The following is a 17,863-nucleotide window of genomic DNA, read 5'->3' on the forward strand; positions in this document are numbered from 1 at the left end:
GGTGAGGAGAGTCTTTTGAGTCATCCGCATCCCGAACTGGGCTCACCCCCGCCGCTCGCGAAGGGCGGCCTGCGCGTCACCCCGCTCGGCGGCCTCGGCGAGATCGGCCGGAACATGACCGTCTTCGAGTACGGCGGCCGACTGCTGATCGTCGACTGCGGAGTGCTCTTCCCCGAGGAGGAGCAGCCCGGTATCGACCTGATCCTGCCGGACTTCTCGTCCATCAGGGACCGCCTCGACGACATCGAGGGCATCGTCCTGACGCATGGCCACGAGGACCACATCGGCGGCGTCCCCTTCCTCCTGCGGGAGAAGCCGGACATCCCCCTGATCGGCTCCAAGCTGACCCTCGCGCTCATCGAGGCCAAGCTCCAGGAGCACCGCATCCGCCCGTACACCCTTGAGGTGGTCGAGGGGAACCGCGAGCGCATCGGCCCCTTCGACTGCGAGTTCATCGCCGTCAACCACTCCATCCCGGACGCGCTGGCCGTGGCCATCCGCACGCCGGCGGGCATGGTCGTCCACACCGGCGACTTCAAGATGGACCAGCTCCCGCTGGACGGCCGCCTCACCGACCTGCACGCCTTCGCCCGGCTCAGCGAGGAGGGCATCGACCTGCTCCTCGCCGACTCGACGAACGCCGAGGTCCCGGGGTTCGTCCCGCCGGAGAAGGACATCTCCAACGTCCTGCGGCAGGTCTTCGCGAACGCGAGCAAACGGATCATCGTGGCGAGCTTCGCGAGCCACGTCCACCGCATCCAGCAGATCCTGGACGCGGCCCACGAGTACGGCCGCCGGGTCGCCTTCGTCGGCCGCTCGATGGTCCGCAACATGGGCATCGCCCGCGACCTCGGCTACCTCAAGGTCCCGCCGGGCCTGGTCGTCGACGTCAAGACCCTCGACGACCTGCCGGACCACCAGGTGGTCCTGGTCTGCACGGGGTCCCAGGGCGAACCCATGGCCGCCCTCTCCCGGATGGCCAACCGCGACCACCAGATCCGCATCGTCGACGGCGACACGGTCATCCTGGCCTCGTCCCTCATCCCCGGCAACGAGAACGCGGTCTACCGCGTGATCAACGGCCTGACCCGCTGGGGCGCCAACGTCGTCCACAAGGGCAACGCCAAGGTCCACGTCTCGGGCCACGCCTCGGCCGGCGAGCTGCTGTACTTCTACAACATCTGCCGCCCGAAGAACCTGATGCCGGTCCACGGCGAATGGCGCCACCTGCGCGCCAACGCGGAACTGGGCGCCATGACCGGCGTCCCCCACGACCGCATCGTCATCGCCGAGGACGGCGTCGCCGTCGACCTCATCGAGGGCAAGGCCAAGATCTCCGGCAAGGTCCAGGCGGGATACGTGTACGTCGACGGCCTCTCCGTCGGCGGAGTGGGCGAACCGGCGCTGAAGGACCGCAAGATCCTCGGTGACGAGGGCATCATCTCGGTCTTCGTGGTCGTCGACTCCTCCACCGGCAAGATCACCGCGGGCCCGCACATCCAGGCCCGTGGCTCCGGTATCGACGACTCGGCGTTCGACGGGGTGCTCCCGAAGGTCAACGAGGTCCTGGAGCGGTCGGCCCAGGACGGCGTCGTCGAACCCCACCAGCTCCAGCAGCTCATCCGCCGCACGCTGGGCAAGTGGGTCTCCGACAACTACCGGCGCAGGCCGATGATCCTGCCGGTCGTGGTCGAGGTCTGAGCACCGAACCGGGAGGGGGGAGCCTCGATTTGCATCGAGGCTCCCCCCTCCAGTACGTTTACGGCTCCGCCCAACCGGGAACCCGGGTGCTCCAAGCGCCCGACGATGGTCCCCGAAGCGGGTGGGAAATCCGGCTCAGAACTTCTGATAAAGTCGGAACCGCCGGAAAGGAAACCGCGAAACAAAAGCGGAAACCTGGAAAGCACCGAGGAAATCGGATCGGAAAAGGATCTGATAGAGTCGGAAACGCAAGACCGAAGGGAAAAGCCCAGAGGAAAGCCCGAGAGGGTGAGTACGAAGGAAGCGTCCGTTCCTTGAGAACTCAACAGCGTGCCAAAAATCAACGCCAGATTAGTTGATACCCCGTCCCCGGCCGATGGTCGAGGATGAGGTTCCTTTGAAACAAACACAGCGAGGACGCTGTGAACGGTCGGATTATTCCTCCGATCGTTCCGCTCTTCTGTGTTGTGCACCGGATTACCGGTAAACATTCACGGAGAGTTTGATCCTGGCTCAGGACGAACGCTGGCGGCGTGCTTAACACATGCAAGTCGAACGATGAAGCCCTTCGGGGTGGATTAGTGGCGAACGGGTGAGTAACACGTGGGCAATCTGCCCTTCACTCTGGGACAAGCCCTGGAAACGGGGTCTAATACCGGATATCACTCCTGCCTGCATGGGCGGGGGTCGAAAGCTCCGGCGGTGAAGGATGAGCCCGCGGCCTATCAGCTTGTTGGTGAGGTAATGGCTCACCAAGGCGACGACGGGTAGCCGGCCTGAGAGGGCGACCGGCCACACTGGGACTGAGACACGGCCCAGACTCCTACGGGAGGCAGCAGTGGGGAATATTGCACAATGGGCGGAAGCCTGATGCAGCGACGCCGCGTGAGGGATGACGGCCTTCGGGTTGTAAACCTCTTTCAGCAGGGAAGAAGCGAAAGTGACGGTACCTGCAGAAGAAGCGCCGGCTAACTACGTGCCAGCAGCCGCGGTAATACGTAGGGCGCAAGCGTTGTCCGGAATTATTGGGCGTAAAGAGCTCGTAGGCGGCTTGTCGCGTCGGATGTGAAAGCCCGGGGCTTAACCCCGGGTCTGCATTCGATACGGGCAGGCTAGAGTTCGGTAGGGGAGATCGGAATTCCTGGTGTAGCGGTGAAATGCGCAGATATCAGGAGGAACACCGGTGGCGAAGGCGGATCTCTGGGCCGATACTGACGCTGAGGAGCGAAAGCGTGGGGAGCGAACAGGATTAGATACCCTGGTAGTCCACGCCGTAAACGGTGGGAACTAGGTGTTGGCGACATTCCACGTCGTCGGTGCCGCAGCTAACGCATTAAGTTCCCCGCCTGGGGAGTACGGCCGCAAGGCTAAAACTCAAAGGAATTGACGGGGGCCCGCACAAGCAGCGGAGCATGTGGCTTAATTCGACGCAACGCGAAGAACCTTACCAAGGCTTGACATACACCGGAAACGGCCAGAGATGGTCGCCCCCTTGTGGTCGGTGTACAGGTGGTGCATGGCTGTCGTCAGCTCGTGTCGTGAGATGTTGGGTTAAGTCCCGCAACGAGCGCAACCCTTGTCCTGTGTTGCCAGCGTGCCCTTCGGGGTGACGGGGACTCACAGGAGACCGCCGGGGTCAACTCGGAGGAAGGTGGGGACGACGTCAAGTCATCATGCCCCTTATGTCTTGGGCTGCACACGTGCTACAATGGCAGGTACAAAGAGCTGCGAAACCGTGAGGTGGAGCGAATCTCAAAAAGCCTGTCTCAGTTCGGATTGGGGTCTGCAACTCGACCCCATGAAGTCGGAGTTGCTAGTAATCGCAGATCAGCATTGCTGCGGTGAATACGTTCCCGGGCCTTGTACACACCGCCCGTCACGTCACGAAAGTCGGTAACACCCGAAGCCGGTGGCCCAACCCCTCACGGGGAGGGAGCTGTCGAAGGTGGGACTGGCGATTGGGACGAAGTCGTAACAAGGTAGCCGTACCGGAAGGTGCGGCTGGATCACCTCCTTTCTAAGGAGCACAGTACCGATTGCAGGCAGATGTTCTGCACGGTCAGCTCATGGGTGGAACGTTGATTATTCGACCAGGACATCGGGTCGGAGGCATTGCAAGTACTGCTCTTAGGGGCGTGGAAAGCATGATCTCCGGACGGGTTCGGGTCGGGCACGCTGTTGGGTGTCTGAGGGAATGAACCCCCTCGTGATGCCGACCCCAGTGAACTTCGGCTTCGGCCGGGGGTGATGGGTGGTTGGTCGTTGTTTGAGAACTGCACAGTGGACGCGAGCATCTGTGGCCAAGTTTTTAAGGGCGCACGGTGGATGCCTTGGCACCAGGAACCGATGAAGGACGTGGGAGGCCACGATAGTCCCCGGGGAGCCGTCAACCAGGCTTTGATCCGGGGGTTTCCGAATGGGGAAACCCGGCAGTCGTCATGGGCTGTCACCCATACCTGAACACATAGGGTATGTGGAGGGAACGAGGGGAAGTGAAACATCTCAGTACCCTCAGGAAGAGAAAACAACCGTGATTCCGGGAGTAGTGGCGAGCGAAACCGGATGAGGCCAAACCTACGACGTGTGAGACCCGGCAGGGGTTGCGTCGTGGGGGTTGTGGGATCTCTCTTCTGTCGTCTGCCGGCGACAGGACGAGTCAGAAACCGTTGATGTAGGCGAAGGACATGCGAAAGGTCCGGCGTAGAGGGTAAGACCCCCGTAGTCGAAACGTCAACGGCTCGTTTGAGAGACACCCAAGTAGCACGGGGCCCGAGAAATCCCGTGTGAATCTGGCGGGACCACCCGCTAAGCCTAAATATTCCCTGGTGACCGATAGCGGATAGTACCGTGAGGGAATGGTGAAAAGTACCGCGGGAGCGGAGTGAAATAGTACCTGAAACCGTGTGCCTACAAGCCGTGGGAGCGTCGGATACGTGCTTGCACGTATCTCGTGACTGCGTGCCTTTTGAAGAATGAGCCTGCGAGTTTGCGGTGTGTTGCGAGGTTAACCCGGGTGGGGTAGCCGTAGCGAAAGCGAGTCCGAACAGGGCGTTTCAGTAGCACGCTCAAGACCCGAAGCGGAGTGATCTAGCCATGGGCAGGTTGAAGCGGAGGTAAGACTTCGTGGAGGACCGAACCCACCAGGGTTGAAAACCTGGGGGATGACCTGTGGTTAGGGGTGAAAGGCCAATCAAACTCCGTGATAGCTGGTTCTCCCCGAAATGCATTTAGGTGCAGCGTCGTGTGTTTCTTGCCGGAGGTAGAGCACTGGATAGGCGATGGGCCCTACCGGGTTACTGACCTTAGCCAAACTCCGAATGCCGGTAAGTGAGAGCGCGGCAGTGAGACTGTGGGGGATAAGCTCCATGGTCGAGAGGGAAACAGCCCAGAGCATCGACTAAGGCCCCTAAGCGTACGCTAAGTGGGAAAGGATGTGGAGTCGCAGAGACAACCAGGAGGTTGGCTTAGAAGCAGCCACCCTTGAAAGAGTGCGTAATAGCTCACTGGTCTAGTGATTCCGCGCCGACAATGTAGCGGGGCTCAAGCGTACCGCCGAAGTCGTGTCATTGCAGCGTATAGCCCCAACGGGTGCTGTGATGGGTAGGGGAGCGTCGTGTGCCGGGTGAAGCTGCGCCGGAAGGCAGTGGTGGACGGTTCACGAGTGAGAATGCAGGCATGAGTAGCGATTCACACGTGGGAAACGTGTGCGCCGATTGACTAAGGGTTCCTGGGTCAAGCTGATCTGCCCAGGGTAAGTCGGGACCTAAGGCGAGGCCGACAGGCGTAGTCGATGGATAACCGGTTGATATTCCGGTACCCGCTGTGAAGCGTCAAACATTGAACCAGGCGATGCTAAGTCCGTGAAGCCGTCCCGGAGCCTTCGGGCAAAGGGAAGTGGTGGAGCCGACGGACCAGACTTGCAGTAGGTGAGTGATGGGGTGACGCAGGAAGGTAGTCCATCCCGGGCGGTGGTTGTCCCGGGGTAAGGGTGTAGGCCGTGCGATAGGCAAATCCGTCGCACATTGAGGCTGAGACCTGATGCCGAGCCGATTGTGGTGAAGTGGATGATCCTATGCTGTCGAGAAAAGCCTCTAGCGAGTTTCATGGCGGCCCGTACCCTAAACCGACTCAGGTGGTCTGGTAGAGAATACCGAGGCGTTCGGGTGAACTATGGTTAAGGAACTCGGCAAAATGCCCCCGTAACTTCGGGAGAAGGGGGGCCATCACTGGTGAGAGGACTTGCTCCTTGAGCTGGGGGTGGCCGCAGAGACCAGCGAGAAGCGACTGTTTACTAAAAACACAGGTCCGTGCGAAGCCGTAAGGCGATGTATACGGACTGACGCCTGCCCGGTGCTGGAACGTTAAGGGGACCGGTTAGTCACATTTCGGTGTGGCGAAGCTGAGAACTTAAGCGCCAGTAAACGGCGGTGGTAACTATAACCATCCTAAGGTAGCGAAATTCCTTGTCGGGTAAGTTCCGACCTGCACGAATGGCGTAACGACTTCTCGACTGTCTCAACCATAGGCCCGGTGAAATTGCACTACGAGTAAAGATGCTCGTTTCGCGCAGCAGGACGGAAAGACCCCGGGACCTTTACTACAGTTTGATATTGGTGTTCGGTTCGGCTTGTGTAGGATAGCTGGGAGACTTTGAAGCTGCCACGCCAGTGGTTGTGGAGTCGTCGTTGAAATACCAGTCTGGTCGTGCTGGATGTCTAACCTGGGTCCGTGATCCGGATCAGGGACAGTGTCTGATGGGTAGTTTAACTGGGGCGGTTGCCTCCTAAAGAGTAACGGAGGCGCCCAAAGGTTCCCTCAGCCTGGTTGGTAATCAGGTGTTGAGTGTAAGTGCACAAGGGAGCTTGACTGTGAGACCGACGGGTCGAGCAGGGACGAAAGTCGGGACTAGTGATCCGGCGGTGGCTTGTGGAAGCGCCGTCGCTCAACGGATAAAAGGTACCCCGGGGATAACAGGCTGATCTTCCCCAAGAGTCCATATCGACGGGATGGTTTGGCACCTCGATGTCGGCTCGTCGCATCCTGGGGCTGGAGTCGGTCCCAAGGGTTGGGCTGTTCGCCCATTAAAGCGGTACGCGAGCTGGGTTTAGAACGTCGTGAGACAGTTCGGTCCCTATCCGCTGCGCGCGCAGGAACATTGAGAAGGGCTGTCCCTAGTACGAGAGGACCGGGACGGACGAACCTCTGGTGTGCCAGTTGTTCTGCCAAGGGCATGGCTGGTTGGCTACGTTCGGGAGGGATAACCGCTGAAAGCATCTAAGCGGGAAGCCTGCTTCGAGATGAGTGTTCCCACCTCCTTGAGAGGGTAAGGCTCCCAGTAGACGACTGGGTTGATAGGCCAGATCTGGAAGCCCTGTAAGGGGTGGAGGTGACTGGTACTAATAGGCCGAGGGCTTGTCCTCAGTTGCTCGCGTCCACTGTGTTGGTTCTGAAACCACGAACAACCCCATGCCATGGTTCATGGTGTGGTGCGGTTGATGTGTTTCATAGTGTTTCGGTGGTTATAGCGTGAGGGAAACGCCCGGTTACATTCCGAACCCGGAAGCTAAGCCTTACAGCGCCGATGGTACTGCAGGGGGGACCCTGTGGGAGAGTAGGACGCCGCCGAACTCCTTTTAGAGGTGGGCCCTGAACTTCGGTTCAGGGCCCACCTCTTTTTTGTTGTCCGTCACTTCCAGTTCACGTTCCGCGCCGACCATCCCACCATGGGTACTGGAGCAATGCTCAGGGCTGCGGGTGTGGGACTCGGCGACGAGGTCGTCGTGCCGGCCTTCGGGAACACCGAGGTCGCCGAAGAGGTGGCCCGGGTGGGTGCGATGCCGGTGTTCGCGGACGTGGACCCGGTGAGCTACTGCCTCGACGCGCTGGCCGTCGAGTCGGTCGTAACTCCCCGGACGGCGGCCGTGGTTGTCGTACACCGCTTCGGACGGCCCGCGGACATGGGGCGGTTGAGGGATGTCGGTGCGCGGCGGGGGTTGCTGGTGCTGGAGGAGGGAGACGGTGGAGGGGCGTTGGACGAGGTTGCCCAGCGGCGGGAGCGGGCGGCTTATCTGGACGCGCGGTTGCGGGGGGTGTGGACGCCCGATGGCGGGGACGGGCACACGTATCAGCAGTACGTCGTGAGGGTGCCGGGGAACGGGCGGCCGGATCGGGACGCCTTCGCACGCGCCTTGCGCGGCAAGGGAGTTGCGTGCCGGGTGCCGGTGAAGACGCCTGTGCATCGGCTGCCGGAGTTCCGGCGGTGCGTGTCCTTGCCGGAGACCGAGCGGGCGGCCGACGAGACGCTGGCGTTGCCGGTCGACGCGGCGCTGACGAAGCGGGACATGCAGCGCATAGTGTCCGCGTGCAATGCGCTCGGCGGGTTGTTGCAGCCGGCGTACTGAACGGGTTTGGGAATAGCCGCTCGTTCGGGGTACGATCTTCTTGTTGCCGCGAGGGAAATCACCCAAAAGGCAACAAGGCCCCTATAGCTCAGTCGGTAGAGCGTCTCCATGGTAAGGAGAAGGTCAACGGTTCGATTCCGTTTGGGGGCTCAGAGATAAGCCCCCTGCCTCATGAGGCAGGGGGCTTTTTCATGCCCTCGTCCGGTCCCTCACGCCACCCGCATCGCGAGAATGGCCATGTCGTCCGACGGGGCGTCGGAGGCGAACCGCTCCACCGCGCGCATGATGCGGGCGGCGACCGCGCCCGCCGTGAGACCGGTGCACGTGGTGAGGACGTCGGCGAGGCCGTCGTCGCCCAGCATGCGGGTGCCCTCGCGGCGTTCCGTGACGCCGTCGGTGACGCACAGGAGGACGTCGCCCGGGTCGAGGGTGACCGTCTGCTCGTACAGGTCGAGGTCCTCGATGACGCCCAGGAGGGGCTGGGGTTCCGCGGCGGGCTCGACCGTGCCGTCCTGGCGCAGGCGCAGCGGGAGGGGGTGGCCGGCGCAGACGACCTTCAGCTCGGCGCTGCCGTCCTGCTGGGGCCGCAGCTCGCCGTACAGGAGTGTCAGGAAGCGGCTGCGGGAACCCTCGTCGAGGATCGCGGAGTTGAGGCGTTCCAGGACCGCCGGGCCGCTCAGGCCCTCTCGGGCGAGCAGGCGCAGGGCGTGGCGGGCGAGGCCCGTGACGGCGGCGGCGTTGGGGCCGGTGCCGCAGACGTCGCCGATGGCGAAGCCGTACGCGCCGTCGCTGATCGGGAAGACGTCGTAGAAGTCACCGCCGACCTCGTTGCCCTCGCCGGCCGCGCGGTAGATGACGTCGACCTCGACGCCCTCGATCTCGGGCAGGCCCGGGGGCAGGAGGCTGCGCTGGAGGGCCTGGCTGATGGCTGTGCGCTCGGAGTAGAGGCGGGCGTTGTCCAGGGCCAGCGCGGCCCTGCGGGAGAGGTCCTCGGCGAGTTCCAGGATCTCCTGGCGGAAGTGTTCGTCGGTCGGTTTGCCGAGGGTCAGCATGCCGATGACGCGGTTGCGGGCGACCAGGGGCAGGACGACGGTCTCGCCGCCGACCGCGGAGGCCGTGGCGAGCGTGGGGCCGATGCCCGAGGCCACCGGGTGTGCGGGGCCGCCCGCGAGGCTGCGCATCGAGCTGCGCAGGGCCGCCTCGTGCGCGGCCTGGCCCGGCGCTGTCCACACGCGCGCGCCGGGGGTGGGGACCGGGTCGGGCGGGGCGGTCTTCGACAACAGGGACTTGATGCCGTCGATGAGCTCCTCGTCCTCGTGCAGGACGTACGACAGATACGGGTCCGATGCCTGGTCGGCGATCGTGTACACGGCGCACCAGGTCGCCAGGGTCGGCACCGTCATCTGTGCCATCAGGGCGAGCGTCTGGTCCCGGTCCAGGGTGCCGGCGAGGAGGTCGGACGCCTCGACGAGGAAGCTGAGCGAGCCTCTGCGCAGCCGCTCCAGCTCGCCCAGGCGCGCGGACTCGACGGCGAGAGCGATCCGGTCGGCGGCGAACTGGAGGCGCAGCGCCTCCTCGTTGGAGTAGCGGCCCGGCGTCTCGGAGGCCACCCCGAGGGAGCCGGTGAGGCGTCCCTCGACCTTCAGCGGCACGGTGACGACCGCGCGCATGCCGGTGCCGTTCAGCAGCGGTACGGCGCCGGGGACGGCGGTCAGGTCGTCGTGGACGGCCGGCATGCGCGCGGAGCCGTAGCGGCCGGGACCCGCCTCCACGGGCACGCGCGCGAAGCGCTGGCGGGTGGAGGGCAGGCCCGTCGAGGCGCGGACCTCCAGTTCCGTCTCGTCGTCCGTGGCGAGGAGCAGGAAGGCGGAGTCGGCGTCGAGCATGTCGCGGGCGCGCTCCACCGTGCGCTGGAGGAGGCCGTCGAGGTCGTCCGGCGCGGGGGAGCCGATGAACACCTCGAACGGGTCGGCGTTCGGGGAGTCGGGAGAGCCGGCGCTGTCGGAGGCGGGGACGCGGGCCGGGGACTGGAGGACCGCGCGCTCGTGGTCGCGCACCAGCAGACAGACCGTGGAGGGTTCGCCGCCGGTGTCGCGTACGCGCAGGTGGGAGGCGTATACGGGGGTGACGCGGCCGTCGGAGCCGCGGATGCCGTAACTGCCCTCCCAGCGGGAGAGCTGGAGCGCCTCCGCGATGCCGGTGGCGGTGCCCGGGGTGTGCGGCCAGGCGGCGAGGTCGGTGAGGGGCTTGCCGATGACCTGGTCGGCCGGGTAGCCGAAGACGTCCTCGGCGTCCTCGTTCCAGGCGGAGATCGAGCCCGTACGGTCGATCTGGACGACGGCGACGCGCACCCGGCCGTCGGCGAGCGGCAGGAGGCCCACCGGCAGGGACGGGCCGGCCGTACGGGTGCCGACCGCGCGCTCGGGCAGGACGAGCTGGAACCAGACGGTCTTGTGGGTGGGCGTGTACTCGACGCCCCAGCGCCCCGCGATGGCCGCGCACAGCTGGAGGCCGCGCCCGCCCTCGCGGTCGGGGTTGCTCATGGCGGGCAGCGCGCCCTGGAGGGGGATCTCGCGCTCCGGGTAGCGGTCGGCGACCTCGATGCGTACGCCGTCGTCGCTGCGCAGGCACAGGACGTCGGCGCGGGTGCCCGCGTGGATGACGGCGTTGGTGACGAGTTCGCTGGTGAGGACGACGGCGTCGTCCACGATGTCGGCGAAGCCCCACCCCTGGAGGGTGTCGCGGACGAACGCGCGGGCGGTCGCGACCGACCGTCCCACAGGCTCGAAACTGGCAGCCGCGCGCGCGGTGATCACAGGACTCCTCGGCCGGTCGTCGGCGGACAGTGCTTCCCGGTCGTCCGGGTGGCGTGGGTGGGGCGGGCGCGCGCCGGTCGGCCGGGGGTCCGGGGGCTGTCCCCCTGGAATCAGTCCGGTGGTCATTACGTCGGCCGCCCCTCCGATGCCCGCTCGTGCTCGTGCCACCGCCCAGGCCGGGTCGGGCCGGCGCGGCTGGACAGCCGTGTGCAAGGTTACTGACCTTCCGAGGTGTCGCGGATGCCGGTCGCCCGTGTTTTCCGTACCCGGAGTGTGCGGACGATGTGCACAGCCGCCGGAGTGTTATGGCCGTGTTCGGGGAGGGTGAAACACTGGGCAAGCTTCTTGTGAAGGTCCGGGCAGACCGGGTGTCTTCTGTGTACGTCGGGCAGCAGCCTTCACTGTGGCCTGATTACATCGGGCAGCGACATGCGGCAGTAGTGATTCGGCGAGCGGTACGAGCGGTAGGGGTCGATCCGTGCGGGAGGGACAAGTGGAGTCTGGCGCAGCGACGCGTGGCACGAAGACGCGCGCGAAGGGCGGGCCGTCCCTGAACAGGGCGCGCGCCTCACGCGAGGGAGGGACGACCGTGGTCGACACGGCCGCCCTGAACCGTCTTCTGGCGGCCTTGGTGTCCATGCGGGACGGCAACTTCCGCAAGCGGCTCACCGTGTCCGGCGACGGAGTGATGTCCGAGATCGCGGCCGTCTACAACGAGGTGGCCGACCGGAACCTGCATCTGACGGGTGAACTGGCGCGCGTACGGCGCATGGTGGGGCGCGAGGGCAAACTCACCGAGCGGCTGGAGACCGGCGTCTGCGAGGGGTCGTGGGCGGCTGCTATCGACGCCTCGAACTCGCTGGTGGACGATCTGGCGCGGCCGGTGTCCGAGGTCAGCCGGGTGCTGTCGGCGGTCGCGGAGGGCGATCTGTCGCCGCGCATGGAGCTGCGCGCGCACACGCCGGAGGGGTCGGGGCATCCGCTGCGGGGGGAGTTCCTGAAGGTCGGGCGGGTCGTCAACAACCTGGTCGACCAGTTGTCGACGTTCACCGACGAGGTCACGCGGGTGGCCAGCGAGGTGGGCACCGAGGGGAAGCTCGGCGGGCAGGCGCAGGTTCGCGGTATGTCCGGTTCGTGGAAGGATCTGACCGAATCGGTCAACACGATGGCGGACCGTTTGACCGCTCAGGTGCGCGACATCGCCCTGGTGACGACGGCGGTCGCCAACGGTGATCTGTCGCGGAAGGTCACCGTCCATGTGGCCGGCGAGATGCTGGAGCTGAAGGAGACCGTCAACGCGATGGTCGACCGGCTGTCGGCGTTTTCCTCCGAGGTGACCCGGGTGGCCCGCGAGGTGGGCACCGAGGGCATCCTGGGCGGCCAGGCGCAGGTGCGCGGTGTGGACGGGGTGTGGAAAGAGCTCACCGACTCCGTGAACACGATGGCCGGGAACCTGACGGACCAGATGCGCGGGATCGCCGAGGTGACGACGGCGGTCGCCAACGGTGACCTCTCGCGCAAGGTGACCGTGCCCGCGCGCGGGGAGATCGCCCAGCTCGCGGACACGATCAACCAGATGACCGACACCCTGCGGACCTTCGCGGACGAGGTCACGCGCGTCGCCAACGAGACGGGTTCCGAGGGGCGGCTGGGCGGGCAGGCGAACGTACCCGGCGTGTCGGGGACCTGGAAGGACCTCACCGACTCGGTCAACACGGTGTTCCGCAACCTCACGACGCAGGTGCGGGACATCGCGCAGGTGACGACGGCGGTGGCCAGCGGCGATCTGTCGCAGAAGGTGACCGTCGACGTCGCGGGGGAGATGCTGGAGCTGAAGAACACCGTCAACGGGATGGTGGACCAGCTCTCCGCGTTCGGTGCCGAGGTCACGCGCGTGGCGCGCGAGATCGGTGTCGAGGGTGAACTGGGCGGCCAGGCGCAGGTGATGGGGGCGGCCGGCACCTGGAAGGACCTCACCGACTCGGTCAACACGGCGTTCCGCAACCTCACCGGCCAGGTGCGCAACATCGCGCAGGTGACGACGGCCGTGGCGGACGGCGATCTGTCGCAGAAGGTGACCGTCGACGTCTCCGGCGAGATGCTCCAGCTGAAGAACACCGTGAACCGGATGGTCGACCAGCTGTCGCTCTTCGCGGACCAGGTCACCAAGGTGGCGCGGGACGTGGGCACGGAGGGGCGGCTCGGCGGTCAGGCGCGCGTGGACGGGGTGTCGGGGACGTGGAAGGAACTGACCGATTCCGTCAACTTCATGGCGGGGAATCTGACCTCCCAGGTGCGTCAGATCGCTCAGGTGACGACAGCGGTGGCGCGCGGTGACCTGTCGCAGAAGATCGACGTGGACGCGCGCGGGGAGATCCTGGAGCTGAAGAACACCATCAACACGATGGTGGACCAGCTGTCGTCGTTCGCCGAGCAGGTGACCCGGGTGGCCCGTGAGGTGGGCACCGACGGGCGCCTGGGCGGGCAGGCGCAGGTGCCCGGGGTGGCCGGGGTGTGGCGGGACCTCACGGACTCCGTGAACGGCATGGCGGGCAACCTGACCGCGCAGGTCCGCAACATCGCGCAGGTCGCCACGGCGGTCGCGCGCGGTGACCTCTCCCAGAAGATCACCGTGGACGCGCGCGGGGAGATCCTGGAGCTCAAGAACACGCTGAACACGATGGTGGACCAGCTGTCGTCGTTCGCCGAGCAGGTGACCCGCGTCGCGCGCGAGGTGGGCACCGAGGGCATCCTCGGCGGGCAGGCGGAGGTGCAGGGCGTCTCCGGGACCTGGAAGGACCTCACGCAGTCCGTCAACTTCATGGCGAACAACCTGACCACCCAGCTCCGCAACATCGCCGAGGTCACCACCGCCGTCGCCAAGGGCGACCTGTCGAAGAAGATCACCGTCGACGCCAAGGGCGAGATCCTCGAACTGGTGACGACCGTCAACACGATGGTCGACCAGCTGTCCTCGTTCGCGGAGCAGGTCACGCGCGTCGCGCGCGAGGTGGGCACCGAAGGCATCCTGGGCGGGCAGGCGCACGTACCCGGGGTCACCGGCATCTGGAAGGACCTCAGCGGCAACGTCAACCTGATGGCCAAGAACCTCACCATGCAGGTGCGGAACATCTCGCAGGTCGCGGCGGCCGTCGCCAACGGCGACCTGACGCGGCAGGTGACGATCGAGGCGCGCGGCGAGGTCCAGCAGCTCGCCGACACGTTCAACACGATGGTGAAGACGCTCAGTTCGTTCGCCGAGCAGGTCACCAAGGTGGCCCGCGAGGTGGGTACGGACGGCATCCTGGGCGGCCAGGCGCACGTGCCCGGCGTGTCGGGGACCTGGAAGGACCTCACCGAGTCGGTGAACCAGATGGCGTCCAACCTGACCGGGCAGGTCCGCAACATCGCGATGGTGACGACGGCCATCGCGAAGGGCGACCTGACCAAGAAGATCGACATCGACGCGCGCGGCGAGATCCTCGAACTGAAGACGACGATCAACACGATGGTCGACCAGCTGTCCTCGTTCGCCGAGGAGGTCACGCGCGTCGCGCGCGAGGTGGGCACCGAGGGGCAGCTCGGCGGACAGGCGCGCGTGCGGGACGTCGACGGGACGTGGCGCGACCTCACCGAGTCCGTCAACGAGATGGCCGGGAACCTCACCCGGCAGGTGCGCGCGATGTCCCGGGTGGCGACCGCGGTGACCAGGGGCGACCTCAGCCTCAAGATCGACGTGGACGCTTCCGGGGAGATCCAGGAGCTCCAGGACTACATCAACAAGATGATCGCCAACCTGCGCGACACCACGATCGCCAACAAGGAGCAGGACTGGCTGAAGGGCAACCTCGCGCGCGTGTCGGCGCTGTTGCAGGGCCGCCGCGACCAGGAGGACGTGGCCTCGCTGATCATGAGCGAGCTGCCGCCGCTGGTCGCCGCCCAGCACGGCGCGTTCTTCCTCGGCCTGCCGGCCCCCGACGCCGGTCCCGACCAGTACGAGCTGCGCATGCTCGGGTCGTACGGCTACTCGATGGGGTCCATGCCGACGTCGTTCCGGCCCGGTGAGGCGCTCGTCGGGACGGCCGCCCTGGAGAAGCGCACGATCCTCGTGTCCAACGCGCCCAGCGGCTACCTGAAGATCTCCTCCGGGCTCGGGGAGGCGCCGCCCGCGCAGGTGATCGTCCTGCCGGTGCTGTTCGAGGGCAAGGTCCTCGGGGTGATCGAGCTGGCGTCCTTCGGGGAGTTCACGCAGATCCAGAAGGACTTCCTCAACCAGATCGCCGAGATGATCGCGACGAGCGTCAACACGATCTCCGTCAACACCAAGACCGAGCGGCTGCTGAAGCAGTCGCAGGAGCTGACCGAGCAGCTCCAGGAGCGCTCCGGCGAGCTGGAGCAGCGGCAGAAGGCGCTCCAGGCGTCCAACGCCGAACTGGGCGAGAAGGCCGAGCTGCTGGCCCGGCAGAACCGGGACATCGAGGTCAAGAACACCGAGATCGAGGAGGCGCGGCAGGTCCTGGAGGAGCGCGCCGAGCAACTCGCCGTGTCCATGCGGTACAAGAGCGAGTTCCTCGCCAACATGTCGCACGAGCTGCGCACGCCGCTCAACTCGCTGCTCATCCTCGCCAAGCTGCTCGCCGACAACGCCGAGGGCAACCTCTCCCCGAAGCAGGTCGAGTTCGCCGAGACCATCCACGGCGCCGGGTCCGACCTGCTCCAGCTGATCAACGACATCCTCGACCTGTCGAAGGTCGAGGCGGGCAAGATGGACGTCTCCCCGACGCGCATCGCCCTCGTACAGCTCGTGGACTACGTGGAGGCCACCTTCCGGCCGCTGACCGCCGAGAAGGGCCTCGACCTGTCCGTACGGGTCTCCCCGGAGCTGCCCGCCACCCTCCACACCGACGAGCAGCGCCTGCTCCAGGTGCTGCGCAACCTGCTGTCCAACGCGGTCAAGTTCACCGACTCCGGCTCGGTGGAGCTGGTGATCCGGCCCGCGAGCGCGGACGTCCCCGTCGTGATCCGGCAGCAGTTGCTGGAGACCGGTTCGCTCACCGACGCGGACGCCCCGCTGATCGCGTTCTCCGTCACCGACACCGGCATCGGGATCGCGGCCAGCAAGATGCGGGTGATCTTCGAGGCGTTCAAACAGGCTGACGGTACGACGAGCCGCAAGTACGGCGGTACGGGGCTGGGGCTGTCGATCTCGCGGGAGATCGCGCAGCTGCTCGGCGGCGAGATCTACGCCCAGAGCGAGCCGGGCCGGGGGTCCACGTTCACCCTGTACCTGCCGGTGCGGCCCAGTGAGCTGCCTCCGCAGGGCTACCAGCAGATCGTCCCGGCGTTGGAGGCGGGCGACCTGGTGGCCTCCGAGAACGGGCACGCCGCGCTGACCGCGTCGGGCGAACCGGAGATCGAGACGCCGGCCGAGGTGAAGTCGTACCACGAGACGCAGAACGGCGCCGCGGCGCTCTTCCGGCGCCGGCGGCGGGCCGCGGGGGGCGAGGAGAACGGGGCATCGACGTCCCGCGCGCGCGTGAACATCCTCTTCGGCGGCGACAAGGTGCTCATCGTCGACGACGACATCCGCAACGTCTTCGCGCTCACCAGCGTCCTGGAGCAGCACGGGCTGACCGTCCTGTACGCCGAGAACGGGCGCGAGGGCATCGAGGTCCTGGAGCAGCACGACGACGTCGCCGTCGTCCTGATGGACATCATGATGCCGGAGATGGACGGGTACGCGACGACCTCCGCGATCCGCAGGATGCCGCAGTTCGCCGGGCTGCCGATCATCGCGCTCACCGCGAAGGCGATGAAGGGCGACCGGGAGAAGGCCATCGAGTCCGGTGCGTCCGACTATGTGACCAAGCCGGTGGACCCGGACCATCTGCTGTCCGTGATGGAGCAGTGGATGCGGGAAGGGTGACGGGAAGGGTGTGGAGGTGCCGTGACGCGCTGACTCAGGGTGGCCGGCGCTGGGCAGCGGGACGGTGTTCGGGGAACCTTCTGGTCCCCCGCCACGTTCCTGCTACGTGCACTGTGACATCGCGGTGACAGGGTGTGGCGACGGTCGGGGTGCGGCTACCATGACCGGCACAAGGAAGGGCGGCGCACAGGATGTCGTCCCCAGGGGCGGCGCCCGGTGCACTGCCGGGGCGAGGAGGGCGGGCCATGGTGCAGAAGGCCAAGATCCTCCTGGTCGATGACCGGCCGGAGAATCTGCTGGCGCTGGAGGCGATCCTCTCGGCGCTGGATCAGACACTGGTGCGGGCATCGTCCGGGGAAGAGGCGCTCAAAGCACTGCTGACGGACGACTTCGCGGTCATTCTGCTGGACGTCCAGATGCCGGGAATGGATGGATTCGAGACGGCCGCGCACATCAAGCGTCGGGAGCGGACCAGGGACATTCCGATCATCTTCCTCACCGCGATCAACCACGGGCCGCACCACACGTTCCGGGGGTACGCGGCGGGGGCGGTGGACTACATCTCCAAACCGTTCGATCCCTGGGTGCTGCGGGCGAAGGTGTCCGTGTTCGTCGAGCTGTACATGAAGAACTGTCAGCTCCGGGAGCAGGCGGCCCTGTTGCGGCTCCAGCTCGACGGGAACGGGCGGCCGGGTGTCGACGGGGGCAAGGAGGCGCCGGGGCTGCTCGCGGAGCTGTCCGCGCGGCTCGCGGCGGTCGAGGAGCAGGCCGAGGCGCTGTCGAAGCAGCTCGACGACGACTCCGCGGACGCGGCTGCGGTGGCTACCGCGGCGCATCTTGAGCGGAAGCTGACGGGGTTGCGGCGGGCGCTGGACGCGTTGGAGCCGGGGACCGGTGGCGGTGCGCCCACGGTGCCTTCTCAGGGCTGAGGGGCTGGGGTTCGGGGTGGGTGCGGGTTCGTCGTGGCGGGGGTGGGGGCGTTGTCGCTCACCCGCGCCGGCGGGGTGCCTCGGCATCCA

General features: G+C 65.9%; 5 protein-coding genes, 1 tRNA gene and 3 rRNA genes. 8 read left to right on the forward strand and 1 reads right to left on the reverse strand.

Annotation, left to right across the window (positions count from 1 at the left end; genetic code table 11):
- Window positions 1-15 precede the first annotated feature (15 nt).
- The 6 genes from ACQCO7_RS31665 (at window position 16) to ACQCO7_RS31690 (ending at window position 8,252) form a co-directional block, all read left to right on the forward strand.
- Window positions 16-1,701, forward strand: a complete 1,686-nt coding sequence (locus ACQCO7_RS31665; RefSeq protein ID WP_010358591.1) for a ribonuclease J — start codon at window positions 16-18, stop codon at window positions 1,699-1,701.
- A 490-nt stretch (window positions 1,702-2,191) separates the two neighbouring features.
- Window positions 2,192-3,718: ribosomal RNA gene (locus ACQCO7_RS31670) — 16S ribosomal RNA — on the forward strand.
- Between the two features lie 281 nt (window positions 3,719-3,999).
- Window positions 4,000-7,121: ribosomal RNA gene (locus ACQCO7_RS31675) — 23S ribosomal RNA — on the forward strand.
- A 91-nt stretch (window positions 7,122-7,212) separates the two neighbouring features.
- A 5S ribosomal RNA gene (gene rrf, locus ACQCO7_RS31680) occupies window positions 7,213-7,329 on the forward strand.
- Together the 16S, 23S and 5S rRNA genes form the textbook arrangement of a ribosomal RNA operon.
- A 110-nt stretch (window positions 7,330-7,439) precedes the next feature.
- The gene (locus ACQCO7_RS31685) at window positions 7,440-8,102 is read left to right on the forward strand and encodes a DegT/DnrJ/EryC1/StrS family aminotransferase (protein ID WP_464077334.1); all 663 of its coding nucleotides are present in this window, start codon (window positions 7,440-7,442) and stop codon (window positions 8,100-8,102) included.
- 77 nt (window positions 8,103-8,179) lie between these two features.
- Window positions 8,180-8,252 (forward strand) — tRNA-Thr (locus tag ACQCO7_RS31690).
- Window positions 8,253-8,311: 59 nt separating this feature from the next.
- Here the strand turns inward: ACQCO7_RS31690 and ACQCO7_RS31695 are convergent.
- Entirely contained in the window at window positions 8,312-11,044 is a 2,733-nt protein-coding gene (locus tag ACQCO7_RS31695) for a SpoIIE family protein phosphatase (RefSeq protein ID WP_464074993.1), read from the reverse strand.
- 367 nt (window positions 11,045-11,411) lie between these two features.
- On the opposite strand from ACQCO7_RS31695, the gene ACQCO7_RS31700 reads away from it, so the two are divergent.
- Both ACQCO7_RS31700 and ACQCO7_RS31705 read left to right on the forward strand, forming a co-directional pair.
- The gene (locus tag ACQCO7_RS31700; protein WP_464074994.1) at window positions 11,412-16,844 is read left to right on the forward strand and encodes a HAMP domain-containing protein; all 5,433 of its coding nucleotides are present in this window, start codon (window positions 11,412-11,414) and stop codon (window positions 16,842-16,844) included.
- A gap of 245 nt (window positions 16,845-17,089) precedes the next feature.
- On the forward strand, window positions 17,090-17,773 hold the full coding sequence (locus ACQCO7_RS31705) for a response regulator (protein ID WP_010360610.1): 684 nt from the start codon (window positions 17,090-17,092) through the stop codon (window positions 17,771-17,773).
- Window positions 17,774-17,863: the final 90 nt, after the last annotated feature.

The organism is Streptomyces saintjeani (genome assembly GCF_055409605.1).